27 protein-coding genes are annotated in these 26,516 nt (G+C 71.1%); 15 read left to right on the top strand and 12 right to left on the bottom strand.

The window, feature by feature from the left end:
• Positions 1-155 precede the first annotated feature (155 nt).
• From IVW53_09335 to IVW53_09315, 5 genes are all read left to right on the top strand, one after another.
• Positions 156-1,466: an aminotransferase class III-fold pyridoxal phosphate-dependent enzyme gene (locus IVW53_09335; GenBank protein MBF6605767.1), complete on the top strand. Its 1,311-nt coding sequence runs from the start codon at positions 156-158 to the stop codon at positions 1,464-1,466.
• A gap of 30 nt (positions 1,467-1,496) precedes the next feature.
• Entirely contained in the window at positions 1,497-2,441 is a 945-nt protein-coding gene (locus IVW53_09330) for an ABC transporter permease subunit (protein ID MBF6605766.1), read from the top strand.
• Positions 2,438-3,337 (top strand): ABC transporter ATP-binding protein, encoded by a 900-nt coding sequence (locus tag IVW53_09325; GenBank protein MBF6605765.1) that lies wholly within the window; start codon positions 2,438-2,440, stop codon positions 3,335-3,337. The genes IVW53_09330 and IVW53_09325 overlap by 4 nt, the downstream gene beginning before the upstream one ends.
• Positions 3,334-4,116: an ABC transporter permease gene (locus tag IVW53_09320; protein ID MBF6605764.1), complete on the top strand. Its 783-nt coding sequence runs from the start codon at positions 3,334-3,336 to the stop codon at positions 4,114-4,116. Before IVW53_09325 ends, IVW53_09320 begins: the two co-directional genes overlap by 4 nt.
• 102 nt (positions 4,117-4,218) lie before the next feature.
• Positions 4,219-5,316, top strand: a complete 1,098-nt coding sequence (locus IVW53_09315; GenBank protein ID MBF6605763.1) for an ABC transporter substrate-binding protein — start codon at positions 4,219-4,221, stop codon at positions 5,314-5,316.
• Positions 5,317-5,388: 72 nt separating this feature from the next.
• Here the strand turns inward: IVW53_09315 and IVW53_09310 are convergent, their stop codons facing one another.
• Both IVW53_09310 and upp read right to left on the bottom strand, forming a co-directional pair.
• Positions 5,389-6,090 (bottom strand): haloacid dehalogenase type II, encoded by a 702-nt coding sequence (locus IVW53_09310; GenBank protein MBF6605762.1) that lies wholly within the window; start codon positions 6,088-6,090, stop codon positions 5,389-5,391.
• 73 nt (positions 6,091-6,163) lie between these two features.
• A complete protein-coding gene (upp, locus tag IVW53_09305; protein ID MBF6605761.1) occupies positions 6,164-6,808 on the bottom strand; it encodes a uracil phosphoribosyltransferase in 645 nt (214 codons plus the stop codon).
• Positions 6,809-6,963: 155 nt separating this feature from the next.
• Here upp and IVW53_09300 point away from each other — a divergent pair, with 155 nt between their 5' ends.
• From IVW53_09300 to IVW53_09270, 7 genes are all read left to right on the top strand, one after another.
• Complete coding sequence (locus IVW53_09300) at positions 6,964-8,160, top strand: asparaginase (GenBank protein ID MBF6605760.1); 1,197 nt, start codon at positions 6,964-6,966, stop codon at positions 8,158-8,160.
• Between the two features lie 103 nt (positions 8,161-8,263).
• Entirely contained in the window at positions 8,264-9,301 is a 1,038-nt protein-coding gene (locus IVW53_09295) for a DnaJ domain-containing protein (GenBank protein ID MBF6605759.1), read from the top strand.
• A gap of 75 nt (positions 9,302-9,376) precedes the next feature.
• The gene (locus IVW53_09290; protein ID MBF6605758.1) at positions 9,377-10,117 is read left to right on the top strand and encodes a metal-dependent transcriptional regulator; all 741 of its coding nucleotides are present in this window, start codon (positions 9,377-9,379) and stop codon (positions 10,115-10,117) included.
• Positions 10,114-11,634 carry a glutamate--tRNA ligase gene (locus IVW53_09285; protein ID MBF6605757.1) on the top strand — a complete coding sequence of 507 codons (1,521 nt, stop codon included), beginning with the start codon at positions 10,114-10,116 and terminating at the stop codon, positions 11,632-11,634. The genes IVW53_09290 and IVW53_09285 overlap by 4 nt, the downstream gene beginning before the upstream one ends.
• On the top strand, positions 11,631-12,011 hold the full coding sequence (locus tag IVW53_09280; protein MBF6605756.1) for a nuclear transport factor 2 family protein: 381 nt from the start codon (positions 11,631-11,633) through the stop codon (positions 12,009-12,011). Before IVW53_09285 ends, IVW53_09280 begins: the two co-directional genes overlap by 4 nt.
• A gap of 61 nt (positions 12,012-12,072) precedes the next feature.
• Positions 12,073-12,765 carry a response regulator transcription factor gene (locus tag IVW53_09275; GenBank protein ID MBF6605755.1) on the top strand — a complete coding sequence of 231 codons (693 nt, stop codon included), beginning with the start codon at positions 12,073-12,075 and terminating at the stop codon, positions 12,763-12,765.
• A 376-nt stretch (positions 12,766-13,141) separates the two neighbouring features.
• On the top strand, positions 13,142-14,863 hold the full coding sequence (locus tag IVW53_09270) for a proline--tRNA ligase (protein MBF6605754.1): 1,722 nt from the start codon (positions 13,142-13,144) through the stop codon (positions 14,861-14,863).
• Positions 14,864-14,914: 51 nt separating this feature from the next.
• Here the strand turns inward: IVW53_09270 and IVW53_09265 are convergent, their stop codons facing one another.
• A complete protein-coding gene (locus IVW53_09265; GenBank protein ID MBF6605753.1) occupies positions 14,915-15,751 on the bottom strand; it encodes a MerR family transcriptional regulator in 837 nt (278 codons plus the stop codon).
• An 81-nt stretch (positions 15,752-15,832) separates the two neighbouring features.
• Here IVW53_09265 and IVW53_09260 point away from each other — a divergent pair, with 81 nt between their 5' ends.
• Both IVW53_09260 and IVW53_09255 read left to right on the top strand, forming a co-directional pair.
• Positions 15,833-17,104 carry a PAS domain-containing protein gene (locus IVW53_09260; GenBank protein MBF6605752.1) on the top strand — a complete coding sequence of 424 codons (1,272 nt, stop codon included), beginning with the start codon at positions 15,833-15,835 and terminating at the stop codon, positions 17,102-17,104.
• Positions 17,105-17,114: 10 nt separating this feature from the next.
• A complete protein-coding gene (locus IVW53_09255; protein ID MBF6605751.1) occupies positions 17,115-17,801 on the top strand; it encodes a glycerophosphodiester phosphodiesterase in 687 nt (228 codons plus the stop codon).
• Between the two features lie 5 nt (positions 17,802-17,806).
• On the opposite strand, the gene IVW53_09250 is transcribed toward IVW53_09255, so the two are convergent.
• The 9 genes from IVW53_09250 to IVW53_09210 form a co-directional block, all read right to left on the bottom strand.
• The gene (locus tag IVW53_09250) at positions 17,807-18,166 is read right to left on the bottom strand and encodes a universal stress protein (protein MBF6605750.1); all 360 of its coding nucleotides are present in this window, start codon (positions 18,164-18,166) and stop codon (positions 17,807-17,809) included.
• Between the two features lie 104 nt (positions 18,167-18,270).
• Positions 18,271-19,650, bottom strand: coding sequence for a hypothetical protein (locus IVW53_09245; GenBank protein MBF6605749.1), 1,380 nt, complete (start codon positions 19,648-19,650; stop codon positions 18,271-18,273).
• Positions 19,562-20,059: a histidine phosphatase family protein gene (locus tag IVW53_09240; GenBank protein MBF6605748.1), complete on the bottom strand. Its 498-nt coding sequence runs from the start codon at positions 20,057-20,059 to the stop codon at positions 19,562-19,564. Before IVW53_09240 ends, IVW53_09245 begins: the two co-directional genes overlap by 89 nt.
• Before the next feature lie 7 nt (positions 20,060-20,066).
• Positions 20,067-20,744 (bottom strand): phosphate signaling complex protein PhoU, encoded by a 678-nt coding sequence (phoU, locus tag IVW53_09235; GenBank protein ID MBF6605747.1) that lies wholly within the window; start codon positions 20,742-20,744, stop codon positions 20,067-20,069.
• A 16-nt stretch (positions 20,745-20,760) separates the two neighbouring features.
• Positions 20,761-21,657, bottom strand: a complete 897-nt coding sequence (gene pstB / locus IVW53_09230) for a phosphate ABC transporter ATP-binding protein (protein MBF6605746.1) — start codon at positions 21,655-21,657, stop codon at positions 20,761-20,763.
• A gap of 32 nt (positions 21,658-21,689) precedes the next feature.
• Positions 21,690-22,577 carry a phosphate ABC transporter permease PstA gene (gene pstA / locus IVW53_09225; GenBank protein MBF6605745.1) on the bottom strand — a complete coding sequence of 296 codons (888 nt, stop codon included), beginning with the start codon at positions 22,575-22,577 and terminating at the stop codon, positions 21,690-21,692.
• Entirely contained in the window at positions 22,574-23,476 is a 903-nt protein-coding gene (gene pstC, locus IVW53_09220; protein MBF6605744.1) for a phosphate ABC transporter permease subunit PstC, read from the bottom strand. The genes pstA and pstC overlap by 4 nt, the downstream gene beginning before the upstream one ends.
• Positions 23,477-23,553: 77 nt before the next feature.
• On the bottom strand, positions 23,554-24,459 hold the full coding sequence (locus IVW53_09215) for a phosphate ABC transporter substrate-binding protein (protein ID MBF6605743.1): 906 nt from the start codon (positions 24,457-24,459) through the stop codon (positions 23,554-23,556).
• Between the two features lie 422 nt (positions 24,460-24,881).
• Positions 24,882-25,406 carry a hypothetical protein gene (locus IVW53_09210; protein ID MBF6605742.1) on the bottom strand — a complete coding sequence of 175 codons (525 nt, stop codon included), beginning with the start codon at positions 25,404-25,406 and terminating at the stop codon, positions 24,882-24,884.
• 173 nt (positions 25,407-25,579) lie between these two features.
• Between IVW53_09210 and IVW53_09205 the strand changes: the two genes are divergently transcribed.
• Complete coding sequence (locus IVW53_09205; protein ID MBF6605741.1) at positions 25,580-26,512, top strand: hypothetical protein; 933 nt, start codon at positions 25,580-25,582, stop codon at positions 26,510-26,512.
• Positions 26,513-26,516 lie beyond the last annotated feature (4 nt).

Genomic DNA, 26,516 nt, shown 5'->3' with positions numbered 1-26,516 from the left:
GTGGTGTAATGGCGACCACGGTCGTCCCGCCGCGACCGCGCGCCGCGTCCGGGCCCGCAGCCGGGAGGCGGCTGCATCAGGGCACGTCGCGGGGCCGGATCCGCCCCGCTCCGACAGATCCGAGGTATCCGATGGGTATCAGCACGGCCCCCGCCATGACGGCCGAGGAGATCGTCCGCCTGTCCCGCGAACACACCTTCTTCTCCTGGTCCGTCCAGGGCGCCGTCGACCCGATCGCGATCGACCACGCCGAGGGGATCTATCTCTATACCCCCGACGGCCGCCGGATCATCGACTTCAACAGCCAGCTCATGTCGGTGAACATCGGCCACGGTGACCGCCGCGTCATCGACGCGATCAGCGCCCAGGCGGCCAAGCTGCAGTACGTCCAGCCGGCCTTCGCGACCGAGCCGCGGGCCAGGCTCGGGGCGAAGCTCGCCGAGATCATGCCGGGCGACCTGGACAAGGTCTTCTTCACCCTCGGCGGGGCGGAGGCGATCGAGAACGCGATCAAGCTCGCCCGACACTACAGCGGCCGCCACAAGATCCTCGCCCGCTACCGCAGCTACCACGGGGCGACGATGGGGGCGATGACCCTCACCGGCGATCCGCGCCGCTGGGCGAACGAGCCGGGCATCGTCGGGGTGGTCCGCTACCCGGACACGCACCGCTGGGGCGAGCCCGGACCGCGCCCGGTCGCCGAGAGCCTGCAGGGCCTCGAGGACGTCATCCGCTACGAGGGGGCGCACACGATCGCGGCGGTCTTCCTCGAGACGATCGTCGGCACGAACGGGATCCTCATCCCGCCGGACGGCTACATCGCCGGCGTCCGCGAGATCTGCGATCGGCACGGCATCCTCATGGTCGCCGACGAGGTGATGGCGGGCTTCGGGCGGACCGGGCGCTGGTTCGCCGTCGACCACTGGGACACCGTGCCCGACCTCATGACGATGGCAAAGGGCCTCACGAGCAGCTACCTGCCGCTCGGCGCGGTCGCGATGCGCCACCACATCGCCGAGTTCTTCGAGACGAAGATGTACTACGGCGGGCTCACGTACAGCAGCCATCCGCTGAGCCTCGCCGCGGCGCTCGCGACGATCGAGGTGTACGAGGAGGACGACCTCATCGCCAACGCCGCCCGGATGGGCGAGGTCATGCGCGCGCATCACGAGGCCCTCGCCGCGAAGCACCCGAGCGTCGGCGCCCATCGCAGCCTCGGCCTGTTCGGCATCCTCGACCTCGTCCGCAGCCGCGAGCCGTACGAGCCGCTCACCCCGTTCAACGGCACGAGCGACGAGATGAAGGCGATCGGGACGTTCTTCCGCGAGAACGGCCTCTACACGATGATCGCGAACAACTCGATCCACACGAACCCGCCGCTCTGCATCAGCGAAGCGCAGCTCGGCGAGGCATTCGAGATCGTGGACCGCGCCCTCGAGATCGCCGACCGCTCGTTCCGCGGCTAGGGCGGGCGGCGAAGCGGCGGGCGGGCGGCGATGGCGACCACGGGCGCGTCCGTTGCCCGGCCCGAGCCGCTCGTCGCCACGGCGACGGGGCGCCCCGCCGGATGGCGTCGCCGTGTCCTCGGAACGATCGTCCTCGTCCTCGCTGTCATCGTCGTTTGGGAGGGCGCGAAGTGGCTCGGCGGTGACCCGTGGCGGATCCACGGGATCGTCCTCGGCGTCGCGATCGACTACGTCCATACCCCGCCGTTCGCCTGGCGGATCGCCTCGGACCTGTCCCTGCCGCACGTCTGGGACGTCGTGCGCGCGTTCGTCGATCCCGCCCAGCGCAATGGTCCGCCCCTCGGGCTCATCCTCGTCGGGCAGGCGTTCTTCACGTTCCGCGAGGCGCTCTTCGGGTTCGCGCTCGGCGGGGCGCTCGGCCTCGGCCTGGCCATCCTCTTCGTCCACTCGCGGCTCGCCGAGCGGGCGCTCGTGCCGTACGTCGTCGCCTCGCAGGCCGTCCCCATCCTCGCGATCTCGCCGATCATCGTCGTCGCGACCAAGGCGGGGTGGCTCTCCGTGGCGATCATCTCCGCCTACCTCACCTTCTTCCCGGTGACGATCGGCGCGCTCCGCGGGCTGCGGGCGGCGGATCCACGGGCATTCGAGCTCTTCCGCTCGTACGCGGCCACGAGTCGCCAGGTGCTCTGGCAGCTCCGACTCCCCACGTCCGTGCCGTATCTCTTCTCGGCCTTCCGGGTCGCCGCCGCGGCCGCCGTCATCGGGGCGATCATCGGAGAGCTGCCGTCCGGCATCGCGGACGGTCTCGGCAGCGCGATCCTCAACTACAACCAGTACTACACCTCGGGCCCGGAGAAGCTCTGGGCGACGATCGTCGTCTGCTCGTTCGTGGGCCTCGCGTTCGTCGGCCTGGTCCGGCTGGCCGAGGCGGCACTCACCGGTGGTCGCTACCACCCCACGGAGTTCGCCCGATGACGACCGAGCCATCGGGAGCCGCCGGTCCGCGACCCACCCCTCCGTTGACCGTGCCGGTGGTCGAGGCGACGGGTGTCGGCAAGGTGTTCGGAACGGCCGCGGCCGCAGTGCCCGCACTCGACGGGATCGACCTGACGATCCAGGCCGGCGAGTTCGTCTCCCTCATCGGTCCGTCCGGATGCGGGAAGTCGACGTTCCTCCGGATCATCGGCGACCTCACGGAGGCCACCAGCGGCGACGTTCGCGTCAACGGCAAGCCCGCCCGCCAGGCCCGCCTCGACCGCGACTACGGGATGGTCTTCCAGGCGCCGGTCCTCATGGAGTGGCGCACGATCGCCCGGAACATCGAGCTGCCGCTCGAGATCATGGGCTTCCCGAAGGCGGAGCGGGCGCGCCGCTCGGCCGAGCTCCTCAGCCTCGTCGAGCTCGAGGGCTTCGAATCGAAGCATCCGTGGCAGCTGTCGGGCGGGATGCAGCAGCGGGTCGCGATCGCCCGCGCCCTCGCGTTCGACCCGCAGCTCCTCCTCATGGACGAGCCGTTCGGGGCGCTGGACGAGATGACCCGCGAGCGGATGAACCTCGAGCTGCTCAAGATCTGGGGTCGCACGAAGACCACCGTCATCTTCGTCACCCATTCGATCCCCGAGGCCGTGTTCCTCTCGACGCGGGTCGTCGTCATGTCCGCCCGACCCGGTCGCATCGCACGGATCGTGGACATCGACCTGCCGGCGGTCCGGACGGTCGAGACGCGCGAGACCGGCCGCTACTTCGAGCTCGTGACGAGCGTCCGGGAGGCGCTCCGGCACCACGACGTGGAGACCGCCGCCGACGGCCCGCGCGGCGGGCTCGCGGATGGCGCCGAAGGGGCCCGCATCCGGGCCGAGGGTCTCGGATGACCGTGTTCCGACGGACGGCCGACTGGCTCCCGCCGGTGATCCTCTTCGTCGTCGTCCTCGCGGTGTGGGAGGGGGCGTCCATCGGATTCGGGATCCAGTCGTTCCTCCTCCCGCGTCCCTCGCTCATCCTCGAGCGGGTCGCCGAACTGTGGCCGGACACGCTCGCCCGGGGCGTCGCGTTCACCGCGACGGAGGCGCTCGGGGGGCTCGTCATCGGCGTGTTGGCGGGGACGCTGGCCGGCCTTGCCACGGCCCGCTGGGCGACTGCCCGCGAGACGCTCCTCCCCATCGCGATCGGTGCCAGCACCGTCCCGATCATCGCGTTCGCCCCCATCACGATCAACTGGTTCGGTCCGGAGAGCATGCTGCCACGGATGATCGTGGTCGCGGCGATGGTCTTCTTCCCGATCATGGTGAACACTGTCCGCGGCCTCACCCAGGTGGAGCCGGCAGCGCTGGAGCTCATGGCGTCATACGCGGCAAGCGACTCCCAGACGCTCACCCGCCTCCGCATCCCGAACGCCCTGCCGTTCTGGTTCACGGCGCTCAGGATCGCGACGTCGTTGAGCGTCATCGGGGCAGTCGTCGGCGAGTTCTTCGGGGGCCCGCTCTACTCGCTCGGGATCTTCATCACGAATCGGACCGGGGTTTCGAACTACCCGGACGCGTGGGCAGCGATCGTCCTCGCCTGCGCCCTCGGGATCGCGTTCTATTGTGCGGCGCTCGTCGCCGAGCGGCTCGTCGTGCCGTGGCAGGCCGCTCGCGAAGCGAGCCGATGAACGGGCGTCCCGTGTCCTACCATCGACCGATCCATTCCCGGTGCACGGGGCGGCTCCAGGCCGCGGGGGATGCGCCGACAGGTGTGAGGAGGAAGGCGATCGATGAAGATGCCTCGAAGGGCGCTCGGACTCGGCGTGGCGGTCGCGCTCATCGCGACCGCGTGCAGCAGCGGCAGTAGCGGGGGAAGCCTGACGAAGGTCAGGTTCCAGCTCCAGTGGGTCGCCCAGGCCCAGTTCGCCGGTTACTACGCCGCCGTCGATCAGGGCTACTACAAGGATGCCGGGCTCGACGTCACGCTGCTGCTCGGCGGTCCGCAGGTGGACAACGTCCAGGTCGTCGCGTCCGGCGGCGCCGACATCGGGACGGCATGGTTGCCGAAGATGCTCCAGTCGCGCCAGAACGGGACGGATCTGGTCTCGATCGCCCAGGTGTTCCAGCGTTCGGGCACCCGGATGGTGTCGTTCAAGAACAAGAACATCACCACCATGGCCGATTTCGCCGGCAAGAAGATCGGGTCGTGGCTCGGCGGCAATGAGCCCGAGCTGTTCGCCGCGCTGACCAAGGCCGGCATGGATCCGCTGAAGCAGAACATCATCAAGCAGAACTTCGACATGTCCGGTCTCCTGAACGGGGACCTCGACGTCGCCCAGGCGATGATCTACAACGAATACGCGCAGGTCCTCGAGGCGAAGAACCCGGCGACCGGGAACCTCTACCAGCCGAGCGACTTCAACCTCATCAACTTCAACGACCCGGCCATCGGCACGGCGATGCTCCAGGACCAGATCTTCGCGAGCGCGAAATGGCTGAGCAGCGGGAGCAACGCCGATGTCGCGACGAAGTTCCTCAGCGCCTCGTTCAAGGGCTGGATCTACTGCCGCGACAACCCGCAGGCGTGCGTCCAGATCGTCCTCAAGTCGGGGACGCAGCTCGGGGCGAGCCACCAGGCATGGCAGATGAACGAGATCAACGGCCTCATCTGGCCGTCCCCGAACGGCATCGGCATCCTCGATCCGGCGCTCTGGACGCAGACCGTCGACGTCGCGACCAAGTACGGCGTCCTCAAGGCTGCGCCGAGCGACGGCGCCTACCGCACGGACCTCGCCACCGCGGCCCTCGCCGCGCTCGGCTCGTCCGTCGACACGAAGGGCGCGTCGTTCCAGATGCAGACCATCACGCTTAACGCGGGCGGGAACTGAGCCCCAGCGCGTCCATCGCAGACCAGAGGCCGGCCCGCTCGGGCCGGCCTCTCCGATTCAGGACGGCGGCGTTCAGGCGAGCGCGATCCGGGCGAGTGACGCCATGTCGGGGACGGTCAGGTCCGGCGTCGTGGCGGCGGGCGGCGTCGCCCCGAATCCGGATCGGCCATGGCGCCGATCGACCCAGGCGGTCGACAGGCCGAAGCGCCGGGCAGGAACGTGGTCGTGGAAGAGGCTCTGCGCCACGTGGAGGACGCGCTCGCGCGGGACGTCGATGCGGGCGAACGCCGTCTCGAAGTTCCGCTCGGACGGCTTGTAGCTGCCGACCTGCTCGGCCGTCACGATCCAGTCGAACGTCACGCCGAGCCGCCGATTCGACGCCGCGAACAGGTCGTCGTCGCAGTTGGTGATGACGCCGAGGCGGAATCGCCCCGCCAGCCGGGCCAGGGCGTCCGCTGAGTCCGGGAATGCCGGCCAGTCGACGACCGAACCGCCGAATACGGCGACCTCCGCGGCGGTGGGCTCGACGTCATAGGCGGCGGCGACGGCGCGAAGGGCTCCCGCGAGGACGTCGCGGTACCGACGATACGAGCCGGCCTCGATGGCCGCCTCGGCGGCGGCGTACCGCTCGAGGAGCTCATCGTCAGGCGGCTCGATCCCACGTGGACCGAGGACCGACCGCAGCCCGGCGAGGATCCCGGTCTCCCAATCGATGAGCGTCCCGTAGCAGTCGAACGTGAGGGCGTCGAAGCGGTCAAAGTCGAGCGAGGGCACGGACCGGTCTCCTTCGAGCGGTGGCGGCGTGGGCGAACCGTGGCGATCGCTGCTCGGGTGTCTCGGTGTCGGCTCAGTCCGTCCGGCCCGTTCCGAACTGGCGGTCGCCGGCGTCCCCCAGGCCGGGCAGGATGTATCCCTTGCCGTTGAGCTGGCGGTCGAGTGCGGCGCAGTAGATCTCGACGTCCGGGTGGGCGGCGCTCACGGCGGCCACGCCTTCCGGTGCGGCGATGAGGTTGACGAGCTTGATCCGCTCGGCGCCCCAGCGCTTGAGGACCTCGATGGCCGCGGTGGCGGAACCCCCGGTCGCGAGCATCGGGTCGAGGATGAGGCAGAGGTCCACGGTCGCCGAGTCGGGGAGACGGTTGTAGTACTCCACCGGCCGCAGCGTCCGTTCGTCGCGGAACAGGCCGAGGTGCCAGACCTGGGCGGTGGGCATCAGCTCGAGCATCGCGTCCACCATGCCGAGGCCGGCCCGCAGGATCGGCACGAGGCCGATCCGGTCCGCGAGCTCGCTGCCCTCCATCTGCTCGAGCGGCGTCTCGACCTCGAGCGGGCGTACCCGCGCATCGGCGAGGGCCTCGTAGCCGAGCAGCCACGAGAGCTCGCGGACGACCTCTCGGAATTTCTTCGGCTCGGTCGCGGCGTCGCGGAGGATGGCGAGCTTGTGGAGGACGGCGGGATGGCGCGAGACGTGGAGGTTCGCCGGTTCGGGCACGATTCGACTCCGTCATGGCATCCGGGCGATGGGTCGATCGTAGCACCGGGCCGGTGTGCCTCGTGCGCGGCCGGGTGGGATCGGACGGCAGGCTCGAGTCCGCGAGCGGTCGTTCCGGCCCGTCCGGTCGGCGTTCCGCGCGGTATCCTCCCGGGGTGCCCACGTCCCCCCACACGCCTGCCCGACACGGTCCTCCCGACGCGGTCCCATCCGGGCAGGCCCACGTCGCCGCAGCGACGGGACGCACCGGGCGCGTCACTCGCGCGTCGCGCTCGATAGCGCCGGTCCTCGTCCGCCAGGTGCGGAATGGGATCGGTGAGAGCGAGCATCGCGGCCACATCGTCGAGGTCGACGCAGGGGGCCGGATCGTGCGGATGGTCGGCGATCCCGATCGGGTCGTGACGCTCCGCTCGACCGTCAAGCCGTTCGGCGCGATCGCCCTCCTCGAGGCGGGCGCGGAGGTCGCCCTCGATCTGACGCCCGCCGAGATCGCGATCCTCGCCTCCTCCCATTCGGGTGAGGATCTTCACGTCCGGACGATCCAGGCCATGTATCGCCGGGCGGGCGTGAGCCAGACCCTCCTCGGCTGTGGGACCGAGGGCATGCCGCTCGATGCCCTCACCGCAGCCCGGCTTGCCCGTGACGGAGAGCGGACCTCGCCGATCCGCCACATGTGTTCGGGGCAGCACTCGGTGTTCCTCCTCCTCGCGCGGCTCAAGGGCTGGCCCCTCGATGACTACTGGGAACCGGACCATCCGGCCCAGGTCGCGTACCGCGCGGCGGTCGAGCGCTCGTACGGCGTCGCCAGCGGGTCCCTCCGCACGGCACTCGACGGCTGTGGCGTCCTGACGTACGCGGTGCCGCTCCGCGAGGTGGCCCGGGCCTATGCCTTCCTCGCCGACCCCGACGCCATCCCGGCCACCGACCCCCGGACCGCGGTGGCCCGCCACCTCCGCACGATCCGCGACGCGATGCTCGCCCAGCCGGAGATGATCGGCGGAACCCGCGACCGGCTCGATACCTCGCTCATGAAGGCACTGCCGGGCCGGCTCGTCAGCAAGTCCGGGATGGAGGCCCTTCGCGGCATCGCGGTCCTCGCGGGGTCACGGACGAACGGCGCGACCGTTGGGCCGTCCGGCGTGGCCGTGAAGATCGAGGACGGCGATGGGTACGAGCGAGCGACGTGGGCCGCGACCGTGGAGGCGCTCCGTCAGATCGGCCTGCTCGACGGCCAGCCCCTGCGTGCACTCGCCCGCTACCACCGGCCGGCGTCGCTCGACCCGCATGGCCGCGTCGCGGCGGAGGCGATCCCGGCCTTCGATCTCGCGCCGGTCGGCGAGCTCTTCGCCTGAGCGGCGGCAACGGCCGAGCGGCGCCAACGCGGGGGATCCGGCGGTCCAGCGCTCGACGTGAACCAGGAGCGCGAAACGAGCGAGAGGTCGATACTCGACACGGATGACTCGACCGCCCGATCCCTTTCGCACCCTTGACGTTCCGCGCGACGCGACGCTCGGTGACGTCAAGGCGGCCTACCGACGGCTCGCCAAGCTCTACCATCCCGACTCGGCGGGACCGGCGGCGCTGCCGCGTTTCCTCGCCATCCAGGCTGCGTACGAGACCCTGACCGAGGGTCCCACGCGCATCCGGATGGGCGCGAGCCGGCCTCGTCCCGCCTCGCGCACCCGGCGATCGGCCGATGGCGGGCCCGAGCCGGAGCGACCAGGACCGGCCAGGGGATCCGCGGGACGGTCGGAGGGCCGCGGGGGACGGACGCCCGGTGCGGAGACGGCCGGCTCCGGGGCATCGGGTGGCGGCCGCGCACGTCGAGCGCGCCGCACGCCCGCCTCGACCTCGTACGACGGCGTCGAGGCGGAGCCGTTCGAGCCTGAGTGGGAGGGCGCGAGCTGGTATGGCGGCTCCTCCGGCACGTACTGGACCCTCAACCCGAAGGAGTTCGCGGACCCTCGCAAGCACGGCCCGGAATACCTGGCCCGGGGTCGCCGTGACCGGCCTCGGCCCGGGTCGAGGGGGACGCCGGTCACGCCCGGCGCGACGCGGAGAACGGCGGCGCCCGGCGGGAGCGGACGACCGCCGGACGACGATCGGCAGATGGCGACGGACCGGCCACCGTTCGAGCACGACGTCCGCCCCGGGGAGGCAGGGAACGGCCCCGGCGAGAGCGCGAGGCGAGCCTCCGGACACGTTCCGGCACGGTCGCCGGCCAACGCCGACCCGGCCGACGCCGGCCGTTCACGCCCGACCGGACCGCTCAACCGCTCGTCGCGCCCCGCGCGAGACGGTTCGTCGCGCGCGCCCGGGATCGGGATCGTCGCGGTCACCGTGGTCGGGGCGATCGTCGTGACTCTGCTGCTCCTCGCGGCGGGGAACGGCCTCACCGCGGGCTCCGCTTTCGCGGTCGTCGTCATCATTGGTCTCGGCGCGACCGCGGTCGCCGTCGGTCGCGAGCTCATCGGGCCCGGCCGACGAGCCTGATCCGGGTGGGCGCGTGCCTGCGCTGCGCCGCGATGCTCCGGCCGCCGCGCCGCGAGGTCCCGTACCATCATCGGCGTGCCGCACCGCCCTGATCGCTCGAGCCGCCACGATATCTCCGGCGCAGCCGGCGAATATCTCCTCGCCCTCCGGATCACTGCCGTGGCCGGATCGCGCGCCACGGCGGCGCATGTGGCGCGGCACCTCGGCGTCAGCACCCAGGCGAGCTCCGAGATGTTCCGCCGCCTCACCGCGGACGGTCTCGTCACGCAGACGGACGGCCGCGAGCTCGCGCTCACGGATGCGGGACGGACCGCGGCGGACGCGATCTTCCGCCGGCATGCCCTGCTCGAATGGCTCCTCACCGCCGTGGTCGGGCTCGGCTGGGCCGAGTCGGACGAGGAGGCGGCGCGGCTCCAGGGTGCCATCAGCCCGCGCGTGGAGGCCCGACTCGATGAGCTGCTCGGTCATCCCGAGACGTGCCCCCATGGCAACCCGATCGACGCGGCGATCGCTCGTCGCCGGCCGGCCGGCACGCCGCTCGCCGATCTCGAGGCGGGTCAGCGGGCGACCATCTACCGGATCACCGAGGAGGCCGAAGAGGACGCCGCCCTCCTCTCGTACCTCGAGGCCAGGGCGCTCACACCCGGCGCGCCGATCGTCGTCCTTGCCAGATCCGCGTCGCTCGATTCCCTCACGCTCGACGGCCCGCGGGGTCGAGCCACACTCGGGCTTCGGCCTGCCAGCCTGGTCCACGTCATCCCCGGCGAGGCGGATCCGGCGCTCTTCCATCATGTCCCGGCGACGGTCTCCCGATGACCGCCGGCGATGTCCGCGTCCGCATCGCGCCGAGCCCCACGGGTCCCCTCCACATCGGCACGGCGCGGACCGCCCTCTTCAATTACCTCTTCGCCCGCCATGCCGGCGGGACGTTCATCCTGCGCCTCGAGGACACCGACGTCGCTCGAAGCTCCCTGGCCTACGAGAAGGACATCCTCGACGGACTGCACTGGCTCGGACTGACCTGGGATGAGGGACCGGCCGTGGCCGGCGAGGCGGCCCGCGGCCCCTACGCTCCGTATCGGCAGATGGAACGACTCCCGCTGTACGCCGCGGCCGCCGATCGGCTGCGGGCCGCCGACCTCGCCTATCCGTGCTACTGCTCGCCCGCGGAGCTCGAGGCCGAGCGACGGCGTCAGGAGGCCGCGCATCTGCCGCCACGGTACAGCGGCCGATGCGCGTATCTCGGTGCGGCCGAGCGTGCGGCGTTCGAGTCGGAGGGCCGCCGGCCGGCCCTCCGATTCCGGATCGTCGACGGCGTCGTCGCGTTCGACGACCTCGTCCGCGGCCGCGTGGAGATCGATGCGTCGGCGCTCGGCGGCGACCTCGTCATCGTCCGGGCTGACGGCATCCCGCTCTATCACTTCACGGTCGTCGTCGACGACGCCGCGATGCGGATCAGCCACGTCATCCGCGGTGAGGATCACCTCTCGAACACTCCGAAGCACATCCTCCTGTTCCGGGCGCTTGGTGAGCCCGAGCCGCATTTCGGCCATCTCCCGCTCATCCTCAACCCGGATCGGACGAAGATGAGCAAGCGGAAGAGCCAGACGGCCATCGTCGACTACATCGCCGAGGGCTTCGTCCGGGAAGCCGTCGTCAACTACCTCGCCCTGCTCGGCTGGTCGACCGGGACCGAGGAGGAGATCCTCTCGCTCGCGGACCTCGCCGCGCGGTTCGATATCGGGCACGTCCAGAAGGCCGGTGCGGTGTTCGACCGGGGGCGCCTTGAGTGGCTCGATGGACAGTGGATCCGTCGCCTGCAGGCCAGCGAGCTCGTGGACCGGCTGCGCCCGTTCCTCGCGGCCGAGTCGGCCGCCGGCCGGATCGACCGGATGCCCGCCGATGATGAGATCGCCGCACTCGTCCCACTCGTCCAGGAACGTCTGCCGACGCTCGGCGCGATCGGCGAGCTCGTCGGGTTCCTCTTCGTCGATGCGCCCGTGATCGACCCGGTGGAGCTCGTCCCGAAGCGCTGGGACGCCGCGACGACGCTCGACGGTCTGGCCGCGGCCCGCGCGGCGATCGCGGCCGGCGGACAGGTCTCATTTGATCACGACGGGCTCGAGATCACGCTCCGTGGTCTGGCCGAAGCGCGTGGGTGGAAGGCCGGCGACCTGTTCATGGCGATCCGCGTCGGCGTCACCGGGCGGACCGCGACGCCGCCGCTGTTCGAGACGCTCGTCGCCCTGGGTTACGAGCGGACACTCGCCCGCCTCGCGAGAGCGGCGCGGATCCTTGCGGGGGCCGTGGGGGACCAAGGAGGAGCGACATGACCAATGCGGACGTCCAGCGCTGGCTCGACGACTACGTCGAGGCGTGGCGCACCTATGACCCGGACGCGATCCGCGAGCTGTTCGCTGCTGAGGCCGAGTACCGCTACAGACCGTCCACAGAACCGGTGGTGGGAGCGGACGCGATCGTCGGCGACTGGCTCGCGAACCGCGACGCGCCGGGGACCTATGAGGCCCGCTACTCGCCCTGGACGGTCGACGGCGATCGAGCCGTGGCGACCGGCGAGACGCGCTACGCGAATCCCGACGGCACACATCGGACGACCTTCGACAACCTGTTCCTGCTCGAGTTCGATCGCGAGGGTCGGTGCCGATCGTTCACGGAGCTCTTCGTCGAGCGTACCCAGCCCGAAGGTTGAGAGTCCGGATCCGGGTCGGGACGCAACGCGCCGTTAACGCAGCCGACTATCCTGAGGATCGATGGCCCGCACGATCCTCGTCGTCGATGACGAGCCCACCCTCCGCGAGACGATCGCGGAGTCGCTCGAGGCCGACGGGTATCGTGTCCTGACCGCTCCCGACGGCCGCCACGCACTCTCGGCGTTCCGGGCAGAGCATCCCGACCTCATCCTCCTCGACCTCATGCTTCCGGAGTTGTCCGGGATCGAGGTCTGCCGGATCATCCGAGCCGAGTCGGACGTGCCGATCGTCATGCTGACGGCCAAGGACGCCGAGCTGGACAAGGTCGTGGGCCTCGAGCTCGGGGCGGACGACTACGTGACGAAGCCGTTCAGCCTTCGGGAGTTGTCGGCGCGGATCCGGGCGATCTTCCGGCGGGCGGAGTCGCAGGCCGTCGAATCCCCGCCTGTGGTCATCGACCTCGGCCGCGTCCAGATCGACCTCGCCGGTCACCGGGTGCTCCGTGACGGCCGTCCGGTCGCGCTCAAGCCGAAGGCGTTCGAGCTGCTCGCGTTCCTGGTCCGCCATCCGGGCCGGATCTTCACTCGCGACCAGCTCCTCGAGCACGTGTGGGGGTACGACTACGCGGGGGAGACGCGAACCGTCGACGTCCACATCCACTGGCTCCGAAGCAAGATCGAGGAGGACCCGAGCGCCCCGGTGTTCCTCCACACGGTGCGCGGCGTCGGGTACGGGTTCCGCCGCCCGGGCTGAATGCCGCGCGGGGTTCGCGGATCGCGGGCGGCTCGCGGGCGGGCGCCCGGCTCGCGGTCGCGCGCCCCGGTCGCGGATCCTGACAAACGACCACCAGGGAGACACTCGTCGGCCGGCTGCCGTCCCCCGTCCACCGCGATCGGTCTCGACAAGCGTCGATGCGCGATCGGTGCGCCCGCAACCCTGCCATCTGACCTCCAGGCGCACATCTGACACCGCGGTCCCGACCAACGCCCGCGTGATGACCATCTGACGGGATCCGTATCCACCGCCGCGCCCGCCGCGAACGCCCCGCGCCGCCCGCCGCACCGCCCGCGCCAGCCGGCCGCCGGCCCGCGGCGCCTGCGCGAGCCTGCCCGACCGGTATCCTTCGCTGATGCGCCTGTCAGCCCTGTTCTTCGCCACCCTCCGTGACGATCCGGCCGATGCCGAGATGCCGTCGCATCGCCTCCTGCTCCGGGCGGGCTACGTCCGCCAGCTCGGATCTGGGCTGTACTCGCTCCTCCCGCTCGGCTTCCGCGTGACGCAGCGAGTCGAGCAGATCATCCGCGAGGAGATGGACGGGATCGGCTGCCAGGAGTTGTCCATGCCCGTCATCCATCCGGCGGATCTGTGGCGGGAGACCGGCCGGTACGACCAGATCGGCCCGGAGATGGCCCGCTTCAAGGATCGCGGCGGCCGGGACATGGTGATCGCGATGACCCACGAGGAGGTCGTCGCGGACCTGCTCCGCGACATCGTCCGGAGCTATCGCCAGCTGCCGGTCATGGTCTACCACTTCCAGACGAAGTTCCGCGACGAGCCGAGGTCCCGGGGCGGTCTCATCCGCGTCCGCGAGTTCGTCATGAAGGACTCGTACAGCTGTGACCGCGACGAAGCGGGGCTCGACCGGAGCTATCGGCTCCACTACGACGCCTACGCGCGGATCTTCGAGCGGCTCGGGCTCCAGGCGATCGCCGTCGCGAGCGATGTCGGGATGATGGGCGGCTCGGGCGCCCACGAGTTCATGGTCCTCAACGTCGCGGGCGAGGATGTCCTCGTCCTGTGCGAGTCGTGCGGCTTCTCGGCGAACCGTCAGGTTGCGCGCGTGCGCCCGCCCGCAGCCACCGGCGCTGCCGCGGCCGACCCGGTCGCCCTCCTCCCGATGGAGGACGTCGAGACGCCCGGCGCCACCACGATCGCGAACCTGGCCACCTTCCTCGGCATCGCGGAGGCGGAGACCGCGAAGGCCGCCTTCTTCGTCACCGGCGACGGTCGGCTCGTCACCGCGATCGTCCGTGGCGACCGCGACGTCAACGAGACGAAGCTCTCGAACGTGGTCGCCGCCATCGGCGGCCTTCGACCGGCCCAGGTCGATGAGATCCGGGCCGCCGGCATGGAGCCCGGCTATGGCTCGCCGCTCGGCGCCCACGACACGCTCGTCGTCGCCGATGAGCTCGCTGCTCGCACGCCGAACCTCGTCGCCGGGGCGAACCGGATCGGCTGGCACGTCCGTAACGTCAACGCCGGCCGCGACTACACCCCGGACGTTGTCGCCGACATCGACAACGCCAGGGAGGGCGACGCCTGCCCGAACTGCGGCTCGCCGGTCGTCCTCCGCAACGGGATCGAGGTCGGCAACATCTTCAAGCTCGGCACGAAGTACACGACGGCGCTCGGCGCGACGTACCTCGGCGAGGACGGCGCGGCCCACCCGATCGTCATGGGCTCGTATGGGATCGGCCTCGGCCGGAACGTCGCCTGCATCGTCGAAGCGCACCATGACGAGAAGGGGATCGTCTGGCCGGCCGCCGTCGCACCGTACGCCGCCCATCTCGTCGCGATCGGTGCGAACCGCGATCCGCGGGTGACGGAGGTCGGCGATCGGCTCCACGCCGCGGCCCTCGCCGCCGGTCCCGACCGGGAGATCCTCTACGACGATCGGGACGAATCGCCTGGGGTGAAGTTCACGGACGCGGAACTCCTCGGCATGCCGACGATCCTCACCGTGAGCCCGCGCTCGCTCGCCGCCGGCGGCATCGAGGTGACCGACCGTGCGACGGGGGAGCGGACGACCCGCTCCATCGAGGAGGTCGAGGCGACGCTCGTCGGTCGCTGACTGTCGCCGCCCACCTCGCTGCGCACCTCGCCACTCGTTCCCGCCGACCGCTCAGGCCATCGCGCCGACCGCGGACCTCCCGGCTGCTCTCCGGGCGAGCTCGACGAACGGGCGGATCCGACCGACAAGCTCGAGGTTCGTCCGCCGGAAGGCAGCCAGCCTCTCGGCATCGGTGCCGTCCACCTCGGCAGGGTCGTCGAGACCCCAGTGGAGGGCGTTGTAGCGACCGGGGAAGACCGGGCAGGATTCCCGGGCCCGGTCGCAGACGGTGACCACATAGTCGAACCGTTCCTCGAGGAACTCGTCGACGGACTTGCTCCGCGCGCCCGACCAGTCGATCCCGGACTCGGCAAGGACCCGGATCGCATACGGGTTCACAACCCGCGGCTCGGTCCCGGCAGAGAAGACCGCGAAGTCCGGTCCCCCGATCCGGCCGAGCAATGCCTCGGCGATCTGGCTCCTCGCACTGTTGCCGGTGCAGACGAACAGGACGCGGATGGGCTGGTCGGACATCGGGACTGCCTCCTCTGCCGCGCGACCGGCGGCGACGATCGTGTGCTCGAGATCGATGAGCTGGCCCTCGACGCGATCGAGGTCCGCACGGCGTCTGGCGATCGCCGCGCGCTGCGCGGCGACGAGCGCCGCGAGATCCAGGTCGAGTCCGGCCGGACGCTCCGCGGCGAGACGGGCGAGTCGAGCGGCCTCGCGCGGGCCGAGGCCGAGATCGCGGAGACTCACGATGAGCCGGAGACGGTCGAGATCGGCCTCGTCGAACTCGCGGTAGCCGTTCGCCCGGCGCCGGGCAGGCGGCAGGATCCCGGACGATTCGTACCAGCGGATCGCCGTCGCCGCGATCCCCGCCCGTCGGGCGAGCTCGGAGACGTTCATCGCCGGAACCGTACACCTTCGAGTCACTCGAAGGTCAAGCGGGAGCCGGTGCGTCTCGTCGCAGTGTGCGATGCTCCGGGCATGGAGCCTTTGGCGATCGTCGTCGTCGCGATGGCGGCGCTCGCGGCCCTCGGCGCGGGACTTGTCGGCCCTCGTCGCGGCGTCGCCGAGATGCGGCGACTCCGCCGCACTGCGGGGGTCGACGCATCGGATGACGTGGCCGAGCGCCTCCGGGAGCTCGAGACACGGGTCACCGAGCTGGCGGATCGCGAGGCCCGCGACGCCCGGGACCTCGATCATCTCGTCGAGATCGTCGGCGTCGGCGTCGTCCACCTGACGGCCGATCTCCAGGTCGACGCCGCGAACACGGCCGCCCACCGGTACCTCGGCCGTTCGCCGGGCTCGATGCTGGGTCGCCCGGCGCTCGAGGCGGTCGTGGACGCGCGGATCGAGGCGGTGATCGTCGCTGCGGCGGCCGACCGCGCGGTGGTGTCCGCGGAGATCGTCTCCGCCGACGCCGACGGACCAAAGCTCCTGGTCCGGGCCCGGCGGTCACCGGGCGGCGTCTGGCTCGTCCTCGAGGACGTGTCCGAGCTCCGACGGCTGCAGCGGATCAGGACCGAGTTCATCGACAACCTCTCCCATGAGCTCCGGACGCCACTTACCACGGTGAGCCTCCTCGCCGAGACCTTGTCGCGGGATGCCGACGCGGCGGGCGAGGCCGTCCCGGCCCGGATGCGGGATCGGATCGGGAAGATCGAGATCGAGACCGGGCACCTCGTCCAGATGGTGAACGAACTCCTCGACCTGAGCCGGATCGAGAGCGGCAGGGCGCTCGCCCTCCTTGACGACGTCGACCTCGGGCGCCTGGCCGAGGCGTCCGTGGAGCGGCTCCGGCTCTTCGCGGAACGCCAGCGTGTGCGGTTCGAGATCGTCATCGAGCCTGACCTGCCGCTGGTCCGTGGCGACGAGGACCGGCTCGGTCAGGTCCTCGTCAACCTCCTCCACAACGCCGTGAAGTTCAGCCCCAACGGCGGCGAGGTCACGGTCCGCGCCGGGACCGACGGAGCCACCGTCGCGGTCTCGGTGGAGGACCGCGGGATCGGCATCCCGAAGGCGTCGCTCGATCGGGTTTTCGAGCGGTTCTACAAGGTGGATCGGGCACGCGTGCGGAGCGGCGGCGGGACGGGCCTCGGACTCGCCATCGCGCGCAACGTCGTCGAGCAGCACGGCGGACGGATCCGGGTCGAATCCCGTGAGGGCAGGGGTTCGACCTTCACCTTCGAGCTGCCGATCGGCCCGCTGCCCACGGTCGAGCCACCGACGCCGATCGTCGACGCCACCGCCGTCTGACGAGGAGCCGATGGACCGACACACGCCGATCCACACCCCGCGGACCCTCCGGCTCGCCCACCGCGGCGACCACCGGCACGCGCCGGAGAACACGCTCGCCGCCTTCGAGGCCGCGATGCGGGTGCCGGCCTGCGACGGGCTGGAGTTCGATGTCCAGCTCTCCCGCGACGGCGTCCCGATCGTCCTCCATGACGAGACGCTCGAACGGGTTCAGGGCGTGGCCGGCGCCGCGGTGGACCTCACGGCCGGCGAGCTCGGGCGCCACGGCGTCCCGACACTCGAGGCGGTCCTCGCCGTCGCACCCCGACGGATGTTCCTCGACGTCGAGCTCAAGGTTCCCATCGGGCGACCTGTGGTCGAGGTGCTCGCCGCTGGTCGAGGTCCTCACCTCGCCGACGCCGTCGTCTCGTCCTTCGATCCCGAGGCGCTCCGCCGCCTTCACGGCCTCGCGCCGCAATGGTCGATCTGGCTCAATGCCGAAGATCTTGCGCCGGCGACGATCGCCCTCGCCGCGGATCTCGCCTGTGCCGGGATCTCTGCGGAGTGGCGGGCGATCGATGAGCCGGCGGTGACCCGCGTCGCACGGGCAGGCCTCGCGCTGGCGGCGTGGACGGTGACGCGGAGGCCGACGTATGCCCGGCTCGTCGAGCTCGGGGTCGTCGCGATCTGCGCGGAGGGTCCTGCGCTCGACGGTTGACGGACCTACCGCCGCACCAGGAGAACCGGACACGGCGCGTGGTCGACGACGAAGCGCGCCGCATGGCCGAGGCTGTGGGGATCCGCCGCGACCCGCACCGCGGCCGCACGGACGCCGACGACGACGCAGTCCGCCCGCCGCTCTGCGGCCCGCTCCACGATGGTGTGACCCGGCCGCCCACGGGCGATGGCCGAGCTCGCCGGCCGACCCAGGGCGGCCACCGCGTCGGCGACGAGCGCCTCCGCCCCGTGACGCTCCGCCCCGTAGGACGCGGGTGGCAGGCCGTGCGCCGGATCGCGGCCTGGCAGATGGGCGGCCCGAAGCCCGATCTGGTGGGCCGCGGCGTCATCGATGACGTGGAACATCTCGATGGCGGCGGTCGGGGGCACGAGTGCCCGGACCTCCGTCCAGAACTCCACGGTCTCCTCACCCGAGACGGCGACGAGGACGGTCGGCGGTTCCATGGCAGTCACCTCACGGTCAGTGTCGCGACGAGGACGGCGGTGCTGGCGACGAGGATCGGCGGCGTGATGAGCAGCCCCACCCGAAGATAGTCCGCGGGCCGGACGTCCATCCCCCGGTCGCGGAGGATGAGGAGCCACAGCACCGTGGCGAGGGAGCCGACCGTCGTGAGGTTCGGCCCCAGGTCGGCGCCGACGATGGAGCCGAAGGCGGCCGCCTGGCGGACCGGTCCGGCGAGATGGGTGCCGTCGATGGCGCTCACCATGACGAGCGCCATCGGGACGTTGTTCACGAGGTTCGCGCCGACCGCGGCGACGGCGGTCGAGAGGATGGCGATGACGGCAGGAGAGTCCCGACCGGCCGAGAGCGTCGTGCCGACGAGCGCCTGGACGACTCCCTGGTCCTCCAGCGCCCGGACGAGGACGACCATCCCCGCGACGTAGGCGAGGATCGCCCAGCTCACGCCGTCGAGCGGTCGACGATGCGCCGCGCCCGCTGCCAACGCCTCCACGACGAGGAGGAAGACGAAGCCGACGCAGGCGACGAGGCCGAGCGGAGCGCCGAGGAGGCCCCCGCCGACGAACGTGACGGCGACCCCGCCGAGGGCGATCCAGACCGCGGGCAGGGGGCGACGTTCGAAGCTCGCTGTCGCGTGCCGGAGACGGCGTGGCACCCGAAGCCGGAACAGCCACATGAGCGCGACGATCGTCAGGGCGACCGCGACGACCGCCGCCGGCCCGACCGCCGCGAGGTAGTCCGGGACCGGGACGCCGACGCCATCGAGGATGAGGACGTTGACGGGATTGCTCACCGGCAGCAGCAGCGAGGCCGCATCGGCGATGAACGTGCAGGCGAGGACGTACGGGAGGGCGTCGACGCCGAGGCCGACGACGAGCCCGTACACGACCGGCGTGAGGATGAGGACGGTCGCGTCGTTCGAGAGGACCATCGAGATCGCCGCACCGAGGCAGAGCACGGCGAGCAGCAGTCGCCGCCCGCTCCCGGCCGACCAGCGCACCGCGAGGGCGCCGGTCTGCTCGAAGAAGCCGCTCCGTTCGGCGACGGCGGCGAGTCCGGTCATCCCGACAAAGAAGGCGAGTACGTTTGCGTCGCCGACCACCGCGGCGACCGCCGCGTCCGGCCCGACGAGGCCGACGACGACCGCGACGACGGCCCCGCCCACGCCACTCGCCCATTCGGGGAGTCCGCGCGGGCGCGCGATCGTGAGGACGACGACGACGAGGAAGAGCCCGACGCCGGTCGCCGCGGCGAGCGGTCCGTTGATCTCGGTCTCTCGTTCAGCCGCCGGGCAGGGCGTCCGGCGGGAGGAGCCAGCGGAGGACGCCCGCCGCCGGGGCGATGGGTCCGTCGAGGTCGATCCGGGCAAGGGTGCCCTTGCGCATCGTGAGCTCTGCGCCGATCAACGTCGAGACGAGCTCGCTGAAGTCCGGATCGTGGCCGACGAGCAGCGGTCGGCGCAGGTCACCGGCGTCGCGGAGGATCGCCTCGAGGGTCTCGAGGTCGAGATCGCCGGCCAGGCGCTCGTCCACGGTCACGCGCCGGCCGAGGGCGACGGCCACCGCCTCTGCCGTCTGCGCGGCGCGGACCTTGGGGCTCGTGAGGATGGCGTCCGGTTCGAGGTCGAGCGCCGCGAGGTGGCGCGCGAGCCGGTCGGCCTGGCGGAGTCCCTTCGCCGAGAGCGGGCGCTCCGCGTCCGGCCTCGTCCACGCCATCGGGTCGCCGGCATCGGCGTGCCGGAGGAGGTGGAGTTCGATCCGTCGCGTCCGATCGCCCATCATCGCATCAGGGATTGAGGTCCTCGATCTCGCCGGTGGCGAGGAAGACCACGTCCTCGGCGATGTTCGTCACCCGATCGCCGATCCGTTCGAGGTAGTGGGCGGCGAAGAGGATCCGGGCTCCGCGGTCGACGTTGGCCGGATCCGCCCGCATGAGGTCGAGGACCTCGTCGAACGTCCGGTGGTACAGGTCGTCCACGTCGTCGTCGCCGGACGCGACGAGCCGGGCCGCCTCCTGGTCCGCGTCGACGAGGGCGCGAAGGACGCCGTGGACGAGGCCGGCCACGGTGGACGCCATCTCGGGCAGGCCCACGTAGCCCATGAGCGGCGGCTGCGGAGCGAGCTTGCGGGACTGCTTCGCCACGCTGGCGGCATGGTCGCCCATCCGCTCGAGCTCGTAGCTCACGTGGTCGAGGGTGAGGAGGAAGCGCAGGTCGCGCGCCACCGGCGCCTGTGTCGCGATGGTCGTTGCGATGAGTGTCGAGACGGATCGCTGCGCCTCGTTGATCCGCCGGTCCCCGACGATGACGCCGAGCGCGCGCTCGGCGTCGTGGTCCGTCAGCGCCTGGAGCGCGCCCCGGATCGCCTCCTCGACGAGGTTCCCCATGCGGAGGATCGAATCGGTGATCGCCCGCAGCTCGCGATCGAGCGGCTCGCGCGTCGCGTGATGGAGCGCCTCCGTCATCGACCCTCCCTCCGTCTCAGCCGAACCGGCCGGAGACGTAGTCCTCGGTGAGCCGCTCCCGGGGATTCGTGAACATGGCAGCGGTCGGGCCGTATTCCACGAGGTAGCCGGCTCGATCCTCGCCCATCGTGAAGAACGCGGTCCGGTCGCTCACCCGTGATGCCTGCTGCATGTTGTGGGTAACGATGACGATCGTGAAGTTATCGCGCAACTCCGCGATGAGCTCCTCGATCTTCAACGTCGCGATCGGGTCGAGGGCCGAGCACGGCTCGTCCATGAGGATGACCTCCGGATCGATCGCCAGCGTCCGCGCGATGCACAGCCGCTGCTGCTGACCACCGGACAGGGCGAGGCCCGACTTCCGGTGGTGATCGTCCCTGACCTCGTCCCACAGCGCCGCTCTCCGCAGCGACCGCTCGACGATCTCGTCGAGCCGGGCCCGGTCACGGACGCCGTGACGGCGGGGCCCGTACGCGACATTCTCGTAGATCGTCATCGGGAACGGGTTGGGCCGCTGGAAGACGAGACCCACCCGGCGACGGACCTCGACCGGGATGATGTCAGGTCCGTTGATGTCCTCCCCGTCGAGCTCGACGCGACCTTCGACCCGCGCCGTCGGGATGAGGTCGTTCATGCGGTTGAAGCAGCGCAGGACCGTGCTCTTCCCACAGCCGGATGGCCCGATGAATGCGGTCACCGCGTTGGACGGGATCCGGAGGTCGACGTCGCGAACGGCGAGACGGCCGCCGTATGACACGCGGAGACCGCGGAGGGCGAGCTTCGTGGGCGGCACGACCTCCGCCGCGGGCACGAGCTCCGCCTCGGTCGCCTCCGCATCGCGAGGCGTCCCCGCGGCGTCGCCCTCGTTCGGGTCGCGGACATCGTCGACCGCTCGATCCTCGATCGCGTCCATGCCGCGTGCCTCGCGCGTCGGTTCGGGATGGATCATGCGCCGGTGATCCGCCGCTGGAGCGCCCGGCCCAGCCCGCGCGCCCCGAGGTTGAAGCCGAGGACCATGATGACGAGGACGGCCGCGCTCGTGTCGGCGATCTGCCGGACGAACGCGCCGAGGCCCTCCGAGTTGAGCTTCCAGATGTAGACGGACAGGGTCGTCGCCGGATGGAACGGGCTCCACGGCGAGCGAGGGTCGGTGACGTTGAGGTTGAGGAAGTCGTAGTTCGTCGGCGTCGAGAGCCCCGAGGTGAAGATGAGTGCCGCCGCCTCGCCGAAGATCCGCCCGGCGGTGAGGATGATGCCCGTGACGATGCCGGGGATCGCGAGCGGCAGGACGACGTGGCGGATGGACGCCCACTTGGTCGTCCCGAGGGCCAGGCTTGCCTGTCGCTCATCGTCGGGAACAGCCCGGATCGCCTGCTCGGCGAGGCGCGCCATGAGCGGCAGGTTGAACACGGTGAGGGCGAGCGAGCCGCTGAGCGCGGTGAAGCCCCAGTGCGTGGCGCCCACGAAGAGGGCGAGACCGAACATCCCGACGACGATCGAGGGGACCGAGCTGATGAGCTCCTGGCAGAAACGGATCGCGGTCGTCACGGGGCCCTCGCCGGCGTATTCCGCGAGGTAGATCCCGCCGAGGATGCCGAGCGGGACGGTGATGGCGAGGGTGAGGACGAGGATGTAGAGCGAGTTCCAGAGGATCGGCCCGATCCCGCCGACGGTCGTGTCGCTCGGATCGCCGACGAGGAAGCCGAGGCTGATGGTCCCGACCGCGGCGAGAAGGAAATGGACGATGATGGCGCCGAGGATGAGGATGACGAGCCCGGCGATCGCCCACAGTACGACGGTCGCCATGCGGTCGATGAGGATCGCCCGTCTCATGCCCCGACCACCCTCCGCCGACCGAGGACGCGTACGAGGGCCACGAACCCGAGCGACATCACGAGGAGGACGAGCCCCATCGTCCACAGCGCCTCGTTCCACGGCTCGCCGGAGACCGTGTTGCCCATGTCCAGGGTGATCTGGCTCGTGAGTGTCGTCATGGGCTGGGTGAGGCTCGTGGGGATGACCGGCCGGTTGCCGATCACCATCTGGACCGCGAGGGCCTCGCCCGCCGCCCGCATCATGCCGAGGACGACCGCGGTCGTCAGGGCGGTCGCGCCGGCGGGAAGGAGGATGTGGAGGATCGTCTGCCAGCGGGTCGTGCCGAGGGCGAGCGACGCCGAGCGGAGATCGGCCGGGATGGCGAGCAATGCGTCATAGGCGATGCTCGAGATCGTCGGCAGGATCATGAGTGCGAGAACGAGGGACCCCGCGAACCAGCTGAACCCGACCGTGAAGCCGAGGCCGGACCCGTTCTCACGGAGGAACGGCACGAGGATGGTGATCCCGAGCCAGCCATAGACGACGCTCGGGATCCCGACGAAGATCTCCATCGCCGGCCGGGTGATCGCGCGCGCCCATGGCGGCGCGACCTCCGCCATGAAGATCGCCAGGCCGATGGACAGCGGCGCGGCGATGATCGCGGCGACGGCCATCACGCTGATCGTGCCGAGGATGAACGGAAGGATCCCGAACGACGTGGCGGCGCCGGCATCGGGCGCCCAGGTCGCGGACAGGACCTCCGCGATCGGGACGTGCGACGCGGTGAAGAGCTGGATCCCGTTCCAGCTGATGAACGCGAGCAGGAGGCCGACCAGCACGACGACGAGTCCAGCGGCCAGCAGGGTGATGCGCCGCGACGGATCGAGGCGCTCGCTCACGGTGAGCGAGCGCCTCAGGCTCGATGACGGGCTGACGAGATCGATCGCCGCCACGTGGTGGCCTCCGAGCGCAGGTGCCGGGTCGGACCGTCGACCTATTGTGCTGCCGGAGCGTAGAACAGACTCGGCACGAGCGTCCCCTGGATCGCCGGGCTGAGCATGTAGTCGAGGAACGCCTTCGTCAGACCGGTCGGCTGGCCCTTGGTGTACATGTGGCCGAACGCCTGGATCTTGTACGAACCGTTGGCCATGTTCGCCACGGTGGCGTCCACGCCGTCGAGCTGGAGCCCGACGAGCGCCCCCTTGCTCTGCTGGTAGTAGGCGAAGCCGATGACGCTCGTCGCCCCGGGCGTGGCGGTGACGGCCTGGGTGACCGCGCCGTTCGAGTCCTCGGTCAGGGCCTGACCGGAGGCTTCCTGGGCGCCCTTGAGGACGACCTGCTTGAAGACTGCCCGGGTTCCGGACGACTGCGGTCGGAGGATGAGGACGATCGGCTGGTCGTTGCCGCCGACGCCCTTCCAGTTCGTGATCTTGCCGGTCCAGATGTCACTCGCCTGCTGCGTCGTGAGGTTCGTCACGCCGGTAACGCTCGGATTGACGACCATGACCCAGCCCTGCCGGACGACGAGGTGGTCGATGAGCTGCGACGCATCCGCCGGCTGGAGCTTGGACTCCGCGGTGATGTCGGAGTCGCCGATCTGGACCGTGCCCTGGAGGACCTGGGTGAGTCCGGTGCCCGAACCGCCGCCCTGGACCTGGATCGAGGCCCCGGAGCAGGCGGTGGTGTACTGCTTGCCCGCGGCGTCGATGAGTGGCTGAAGGGCCGTGGAGCCGGCGGTGGTGATGCTCCCCGAGACGCAGGTCGGAGGGGTGCCGGCGGACGAGGCGGTCGAGGGCGCGGCGGCGCTCGGGGCGGTGGTCGCCGCGGGACTCGGCGTGGCAGCCGAACCGCACGCGCCGACGATGAGGAAGGCTGCGACGCCAAGGCTCGCCAGGCGCATTCGATGAACGATCAACAGGGTCTCCTTCTTGTGGGTGGGCAGGCCGCCTGCAGGCGGGCAGGCCTCCGGTCGGATCGACGCCGTGACGCCGCTCACGGTGGGCGGCGCCGATGAACCCGGGGTTGGTGAGGCGTTAACCGTGGGTCAACGCCAGTGGGCCGTCGCGCGGCCGTGGACGGCGGACGACGTCGCGCCCTCCTCGCGGAAGTGGGAAACCGGCGTGTCCGGTGAGGTCGGACACGCCGGTCGGGAGGAGCCCGGCGCCGGTCCCGAGCAGAACGGCGCCGGAGGAGGGAGGAGTGCCGGACGGAGCGTTTCCGCCTGCCCTGGTGGGGCAAGGGGTCTGCGTCGTTCGTCCGTGGTGTACGCTCGCGGCACGGAGTCAACGGCCGGTCGTCGACACGTGAGCGCACGTTAACGTTTCACGGCGCATCATCGTCGACCGTGCCGACCGCAACGGGCGCAACGCCACAGCACGGCGCAGGAGGAGAAATGGTCAAGAAAGAGCGCGCGACAGGCCCGAACAGGCCGAGCCGGGCGGCGGATCGTCCGAGCGCGGCCGAGGCGAAGCGGTCGCGAGCGGTCGCGAAGGTGGATCGGGCGCTCGAGGTCGCCCGCGCGGAAGTCGCCCGTCGGACGCGACAGCTCGGCAAGGCCTCGACGGTCGTGGCCGATCTCGAGTCTCGACGGGCGACGCTCAGCGCGCCTCCTCCGACTCCGGCGTCCGGCCCGGCGAGCAGTGGAGGCACACCGAAGGCCGCGCCGGCGAAAGCCAAGGCGACGGCCGCGAAGGCCACCCCGGCGAAGGCCACCCCGGCGAAGGCCAGGGCCGCGACCGCGAAGGCCACCCCGGCGAAGCCCGCGGCGACCTTAACGACGTCGACGCTCGGATCGCCGGCGCCGAGTCGGAGCGCCACCCCGGCGAAGGCCAGGGCGACGGGTGCCACGGTCCGGCGACGATCGGCGGCCCCGAAGGCTCCCGCTCGCGGCACGGCCCGGCCACGCAGCCGGAGGGCGCCCCGAACCGACCGACCGTCCGGCGGGCCGGCGGGCGGGTGAGGGGCCCCGCCGCGCGTTCATTGCGTCGTTCGGGACACCGCTCGGGCGTACCCAGCGTCCGGTGATCGCGGCCTCGGCTGACGCGGGCTCGAATTCGGTCCACCTCTTCGTCGCGGTCGTTGCCGGCCATCGCCTCGAGCCGCTCCTCGACGAGTCGGCATTCCTCGGCCTCGGCGCGGCGGTCGACGAGCGAGGCCGCCTCGGGCGCCAGAAGCGCGCCGAGCTCGCCTCCACCCTCGGTCGCTTCGCCGGGATCGCCCGCGACCTCGGCGCGGCGTCCATCACGTTCGTCGGCACCGAGCCGCTCCGTCGCGCGGCGGATGCGCGACTCGCCGTTCGCGACGCAGAGCGCGCGAGCAACGTGCCGCTCCTCGTGCTCACGCATGAGGAGGAGGGGTACCTGACGCTCATCGGCGTGACCCACGGTCGGGAGCCGGCTGCCGACCTGGCGGTCGTCGACGTCGGTGGCGGCAGCAGCGAGTTCGTTCTCGTCGGACCGGATCGCGATGCGGTCGCCAGGGGCGTGCGTGTCGGTTCGGCGCGGTTGACGGCCCAGTGCGTCACCCACGATCCACCGACCGCCGATGAGGTCACGTCGCTCCGGGCGGCCGCCCGGGAGCGGCTCGCCTCGGCTCCGGATGCCGAGGTCCGGCGGCTTGTCGCCGTGGGCGGCACCGCGACGAACCTCCTCAAGGTCCTGCCGGTCGCGGCGCTCGATCGGACCCTCACGCGGGCGCGGCTCGCGTCGGCGATGGCGACCCTCACCGCCGAACCGGCCGCCTATGCCGCGATCCACCACGCGGTCAATCCCATCCGGGCACGGGTCCTGCCTGCCGGGACCGCGATCATGGAGGCGATCCTCGAGCGCTACGGGCTGGACCGGATGACGGTCGTCGACACGGGGATCCGGGAGGGAGCCGTGCTCGCGACGACACACGCGGGGCCGGGCTGGCGGGGCGAGCTTCGGTCCATCGCCCACGGTTGGCGCCGCTGACGGT

The organism is Chloroflexota bacterium, assembly GCA_015478725.1.
Taxonomy (GTDB): domain Bacteria; phylum Chloroflexota; class Limnocylindria; order Limnocylindrales; family CSP1-4; genus C-114.
This window is presented reverse-complemented; position numbering and strand designations above follow the sequence as displayed.

What these genes read in the sequence shown, in the direction of transcription:
- IVW53_09335 (MBF6605767.1), top strand. Translation starts at nt 156, where the DNA reads ATGACGGCCGAGGAGATCGTCCGCCTGTCCCGCGAACACACCTTCTTC.
- IVW53_09330 (MBF6605766.1), top strand. Translation starts at nt 1,497, where the DNA reads ATGGCGACCACGGGCGCGTCCGTTGCCCGGCCCGAGCCGCTCGTCGCC.
- IVW53_09325 (MBF6605765.1), top strand. Translation starts at nt 2,438, where the DNA reads ATGACGACCGAGCCATCGGGAGCCGCCGGTCCGCGACCCACCCCTCCG.
- IVW53_09320 (MBF6605764.1), top strand. Translation starts at nt 3,334, where the DNA reads ATGACCGTGTTCCGACGGACGGCCGACTGGCTCCCGCCGGTGATCCTC.
- IVW53_09315 (MBF6605763.1), top strand. Translation starts at nt 4,219, where the DNA reads ATGAAGATGCCTCGAAGGGCGCTCGGACTCGGCGTGGCGGTCGCGCTC.
- IVW53_09295 (MBF6605759.1), top strand. Translation starts at nt 8,264, where the DNA reads ATGACTCGACCGCCCGATCCCTTTCGCACCCTTGACGTTCCGCGCGAC.
- IVW53_09285 (MBF6605757.1), top strand. Translation starts at nt 10,114, where the DNA reads ATGACCGCCGGCGATGTCCGCGTCCGCATCGCGCCGAGCCCCACGGGT.
- IVW53_09280 (MBF6605756.1), top strand. Translation starts at nt 11,631, where the DNA reads ATGACCAATGCGGACGTCCAGCGCTGGCTCGACGACTACGTCGAGGCG.
- IVW53_09275 (MBF6605755.1), top strand. Translation starts at nt 12,073, where the DNA reads ATGGCCCGCACGATCCTCGTCGTCGATGACGAGCCCACCCTCCGCGAG.
- IVW53_09270 (MBF6605754.1), top strand. Translation starts at nt 13,142, where the DNA reads ATGCGCCTGTCAGCCCTGTTCTTCGCCACCCTCCGTGACGATCCGGCC.
- IVW53_09265 (MBF6605753.1), bottom strand. Translation starts at nt 15,751, where the DNA reads ATGAACGTCTCCGAGCTCGCCCGACGGGCGGGGATCGCGGCGACGGCG.
- IVW53_09260 (MBF6605752.1), top strand. Translation starts at nt 15,833, where the DNA reads ATGGAGCCTTTGGCGATCGTCGTCGTCGCGATGGCGGCGCTCGCGGCC.
- IVW53_09255 (MBF6605751.1), top strand. Translation starts at nt 17,115, where the DNA reads ATGGACCGACACACGCCGATCCACACCCCGCGGACCCTCCGGCTCGCC.
- IVW53_09250 (MBF6605750.1), bottom strand. Translation starts at nt 18,166, where the DNA reads ATGTTCCACGTCATCGATGACGCCGCGGCCCACCAGATCGGGCTTCGG.
- IVW53_09240 (MBF6605748.1), bottom strand. Translation starts at nt 20,059, where the DNA reads ATGGGCGATCGGACGCGACGGATCGAACTCCACCTCCTCCGGCACGCC.
- phoU (MBF6605747.1), bottom strand. Translation starts at nt 20,744, where the DNA reads ATGACGGAGGCGCTCCATCACGCGACGCGCGAGCCGCTCGATCGCGAG.
- pstB (MBF6605746.1), bottom strand. Translation starts at nt 21,657, where the DNA reads ATGGACGCGATCGAGGATCGAGCGGTCGACGATGTCCGCGACCCGAAC.
- pstA (MBF6605745.1), bottom strand. Translation starts at nt 22,577, where the DNA reads ATGAGACGGGCGATCCTCATCGACCGCATGGCGACCGTCGTACTGTGG.
- IVW53_09215 (MBF6605743.1), bottom strand. Translation starts at nt 24,459, where the DNA reads ATGCGCCTGGCGAGCCTTGGCGTCGCAGCCTTCCTCATCGTCGGCGCG.